The 4,486-nt window shown below is 46.7% G+C and carries 4 protein-coding genes; 2 read left to right on the forward strand and 2 right to left on the reverse strand.

The window, feature by feature from the left end; all coding sequences use genetic code 11:
* Positions 1–71: 71 nt before the first annotated feature.
* The gene (locus AMS66_RS34810; RefSeq protein ID WP_407944582.1) at positions 72–239 is read right to left on the reverse strand and encodes a hypothetical protein; all 168 of its coding nucleotides are present in this window, start codon (positions 237–239) and stop codon (positions 72–74) included.
* Positions 240–650: 411 nt separating this feature from the next.
* On the opposite strand from AMS66_RS34810, the gene AMS66_RS28640 reads away from it, so the two are divergent.
* Positions 651–1,229: a TetR/AcrR family transcriptional regulator gene (locus AMS66_RS28640; protein ID WP_053784013.1), complete on the forward strand. Its 579-nt coding sequence runs from the start codon at positions 651–653 to the stop codon at positions 1,227–1,229.
* Positions 1,230–1,310: 81 nt separating this feature from the next.
* Positions 1,311–3,497: a YhgE/Pip domain-containing protein gene (locus AMS66_RS28645; protein ID WP_053784014.1), complete on the forward strand. Its 2,187-nt coding sequence runs from the start codon at positions 1,311–1,313 to the stop codon at positions 3,495–3,497.
* Positions 3,498–3,632: 135 nt separating this feature from the next.
* Here AMS66_RS28645 and AMS66_RS28650 read toward each other — a convergent pair whose 3' ends face one another.
* Positions 3,633–3,974, reverse strand: a complete 342-nt coding sequence (locus AMS66_RS28650; protein WP_053784015.1) for a DUF4190 domain-containing protein — start codon at positions 3,972–3,974, stop codon at positions 3,633–3,635.
* Between the last annotated feature and the right edge of the window lie 512 nt (positions 3,975–4,486).

Raw genomic sequence — 4,486 nt, forward strand, 5'->3', positions numbered from 1 at the left:
GCACTCATGAATGCGGGATACGAAGTAATTTCAATCCACGCACTCCATACGGAGTGCGACAACGTATACCGTTAGAACTTTGACATACGTTTCGATTTCAATCCACGCACTCCATACGGAGTGCGACAGGTACCCAGTCCACCATAAACAGATAACAAGTAAATCTCAATCCACGCACTCCATACGGAGTGCGACAGGTCCATCGGCAGAGCAATTTGCTCAGGCGCAAGCGATTTCAATCCACGCACTCCATACGGAGTGCGACAGCGAAAATAGACGTAATAATACGATTTTGCGTGTATCCATTACGCATTTCCGTTTGTTCTTTTGAATATTATAACCATTTTAGTATACTTACCCCCAAAAACTCAACAATACCATTACCAAAAGGTCACAAAAAAGACCATTTCGACAAAATCTGAGGTGCGAATCCCCTAGGGTTTTCATGTGAGCATCACATTCGCACCAGCCTGAGCTGCTTTCTTCCCCGATCATTCCTAATTTTTTATGCAAAATATGATATATATCACTTTCTCCCACCCCCACAGGTGATACATTTGATATCGACCAATTGACCAAATTAGTAAACTGGTCAAAAATCATTTTAACTTCATCATCATTTCACGAAGCAAAGGCGGTGTATATCCCCTATGGCTGCTGTTGATCGAAGGCAACAAGTCATCGAGTCGGCGGAAAGATCGTTCGCCCTGTTCGGTTACAAGGCTACAACTATGGAACAGGTCGCAAGAATTGCCAATGTGGGCAAAGGTACGATTTATACTTTTTTCGAAAATAAGGAAGAACTGTTTGGTGAGATCATGCACTCGATTATTTCCGACATGAGACAGATTACGGAAGAGATTGTACAGGACGACCAACCCTTCCTTGAAAATGTGCATCAGAGCATGGACGCCTTACTGGAGTACAGACAAGAACATGAATTGCTGATCAAATTATTCCAAGAGGTAAACGAATTTGGTACGCCTCAGGCGAGAGAAGGATTGCAGAAAGTGGAGTCAGCGATTCTTGAATATCTGGAGCGTCAGGTTAAGCGAGCAATGGAACTTCGGCAAATTCGCAGGGATGATCCCAAGATCGTCTCCTTTGTCCTATTGAAATTGTATATTAACTTGACCTCGGATTGGAACAAAACAAATCCATCACTGCATAAGGATCAGATTAAAGCATTTGTGAGTCAGTTTCTCCTAAGTGGATTGTCACCAACCTAGAAACTGACCCCGAGCAGGTGTAACGGCAAACCAATATAGAGATATAGCAACTGAGTAGCGTAATGATGGGGAGAGAACATGATGAAATCATTTACTGTATTTGGGCAGGATTTGAAATCCGCCTTCAAGAAACCGAAAGTATTTATTCCGATTCTCGTGGTGCTGTTCATTCCGGTTCTGTATAGCGGCCTGTTTCTGAACGCATTCTGGGACCCTTACGGCAAAATGAATGAATTGCCTGTGGCCGTGGTCAACAAGGACCAGGGTGCAACCTACAACGACAAATCGCTGGAAGTCGGACAGAATCTAGTCGATGAATTGAAAAAAAGTGACGACTTCAACTGGCAATTCGTGACCCGTGAAGAAGCCGAACAAGGCATGGAAGAGAACACGTATTATATGACGATTGTTATTCCAGAGGATTTTTCCGCGAAAGCAACCACGCTAATGGATGACCATCCCGAGCCGGCAGAGCTGATCTATGAACCCAATGAAGGATACAACTTCCTCGCGGGTCAGATTGGCGGGACGGCGGTCAAACAGATCAAATCCAAAGTCTCTGCCAAAGTGACGGAATCCTATACCGAAACGTTACTGGATCAGGTGGAGAAAATCTCTAGTGGTTTGGCAGATGCCGGAGATGGCGCAGGTCAGATCAACGAGGGTGCGGTCAAGCTGGATGAAGGTGCTCTCAAGCTAAAAGAAAACCTGTCCAAACTGGCCGATGGAACCGACAAACTAGAAACAGGCATTGCCCCGTTAAAAGAAGGCACTAGCACCTTGGCTCAGGGAATTGATGAGCTTCATACGGGAGCCAGCTCCCTTTCCAATGGTTTGTCCCAATTGGCGGCAGCCGGTACGAAGCTCGGTGACGGAGCAGCACAGGCTGAAGCAGGCGGTAAACAGTTGCAGGTTGGGATTCAATCTGCTCAGGAAGGAGCCGCAAAATTGGATGCAGGGCTGGCAGCATCCGAGGAAGGCAGCGCCAAGCTGACCACAGGACTGCAAACCTCAGTCGAAGGCAGTGGCAAAGTAAGCACAGGCGCTAAGGCCGTTGCGCAAGGTCTTGCCCAATTAGCTGAGGCCAGTCCAGAGTTAGCTGCTAACCCGGCTGTACAGCAGCTGCTGGCAGCAAGCCAGGCTGTTGCCGCTGGTAGCGAACAGGTATATCAAGGCGGACAGCAATTGCTCGAAGGCAGCCAAAGCCTGCAAGCTGCACAACAGCAGCTGCATCAAGGCAGCAGCCAGTTAGTGCAGGGTGAGCAGCAGCTTTTAGAAGGAGCAACGCAGTTGTCCGCTGGACAGGGTCAGCTTGCGACTGGCCTTCAGCAGTTCAACGCCAAATTGTCTGAGGCTGCCGTTGGCGGAGCCAAACTTTCAGAGGGTTCCAGTCAATTAAACACAGGTGCAGGGAAACTAGTTGACGGGTTGAACCAACTTTCAGACGGAATCACCACCATTGCCGATGGTTCCCGCAAGTTGGATGACGGCGCAGGTGATTTAAAAGAAGGCACCGCCAAGTTAACCGACGGCTCTGGTGAGCTTGCCACCAAGTTGAATGATGCCGCGGATCAAACGGGTAGTGTAAAAAAGACGGATGAACTCGTAACGATGTATGCAGAGCCCGTTCAAGTGGATGAACATAAACATAATGAAGTACCCAACTATGGAACTGGATTCTCGCCATACTTCCTGTCATTGGGGCTGTTTGTCGGGGCATTGATTGCAACATTAGTCGTGCCCACACGCGGCAGTTCGGTTACCGATGCGAGTGGCTGGAATCGTTTTGTGAGCAGAACACTCGCGTTCACGATCATGAGTGCCGTGCAGTCCCTGCTCGCTTCATGGCTTGTCATGTCCGGTTTGGGACTGGAAGTTCAAAGTGTGCCGTTGTTCCTTTTATTCAGCTTTGTTACCAGCCTGACCTTCATGTACATCATTCAGGCTTTGGTTACTTGGTTAGAGAATCCCGGACGCTTTCTGGCAATCCTCATGTTAATTTTCCAATTGACCACCAGTGCAGGTACGTTCCCGTTGGAGCTCATTCCAAACTGGCTGAAAGGTTTTAACCCATGGCTGCCAATGACCTATTCGGTAACCGGGTATAAAGCTGTTATTTCGAGTGGACAGTTCAGTGTGGCATGGGATCAGATCGGAATTCTATGCATCTTTGCCGTGATTGGCCTGGCGGCTACCTTTACGTACTTCATGGTACATCGTACGAATGAAGGTGAGGAAGTTAGTGGTGAAGTCGCTCTTCACGTGTAAAATAGAAAAATAAAAAGCAAGGCGTGTTATAAGCACCGTCCTCGTCTGAAATACAGCGAGTGTTTGCTTATACACGGCCTTGCTTTTTTTAGCGAAGAGACAAATGTAGTTCGCCCTTCCTCATTCCTCATGATCCTAATATGTAGAAGAAATCTCACCGCTAGAGAATGCGGCAAATGCAACCAGAATGAACAAAAAGATAATCGCATATATCGCCGTGCCAATGATGCCACAGACGAGACCGGCAATCGCTAACCCTCTTCCCTGTTCCATGCGAAGCCTGATTTCCTTAAGAGAAATAGATGCGAATACGATAGCGACAATCCCAATCAGAAATCCCAAGTATGGAATCATGATTGACAAAATCCCCAGGACAAGAGCTGCGATAGACTTGCTATTGGTTTTGGGTACTACATAAGGTGGTGGCGGAAGCGGATCGCTATAATAACGATCCACATCATTCTGACGTTGATCCAATGGTGAATCCTCCCTGTTGGTTAAGTAGTCTCATTATACTTGATTAGTTGGGAAAATATGCTCCATTATTTGTAAATATTCCGATTTTATTAAGTTTATTTACTTAATTGGCCAAAAACGTGAAGCATGCATGTTTAGAGCAGTTTAAGAATAAGGAGATCATACATAGCGAAAAGATCTGAAATAACCTAAGAAAATCCTTGCCTTTAATTCCGCCCTTCACTCACCGATTTCAATCCATACACTCCATACAAAGAGTGAATCGGACGGCAGCCACTCAGCTCTGGGACTTCCTCATATTTCAATCCACGCATTCCATACGGAGTGCGACACCTTCAACTTTACGATTACCGAGGCGGATGCAAAATTTCAATCCACGCACTCCATCCTATTTTGAATTTTACCTGAGTCATTTAATTTCAATCCACGCACTCCATACGGAGTGCGACAGGTAGCGTAGCCCCGAACCTAAATCGGAGGCGATGCATTTCAATCCACGCACTCCATACGGA

This window comes from Paenibacillus xylanivorans (genome assembly GCF_001280595.1).
Lineage (GTDB): Bacteria > Bacillota > Bacilli > Paenibacillales > Paenibacillaceae > Paenibacillus > Paenibacillus xylanivorans.

Coding starts and splice junctions, on each gene's coding strand:
- AMS66_RS28640 (WP_053784013.1), top strand. CDS start 651: ATGGCTGCTGTTGATCGAAGGCAACAAGTCATCGAGTCGGCGGAAAGA.
- AMS66_RS28645 (WP_053784014.1), top strand. CDS start 1,311: ATGAAATCATTTACTGTATTTGGGCAGGATTTGAAATCCGCCTTCAAG.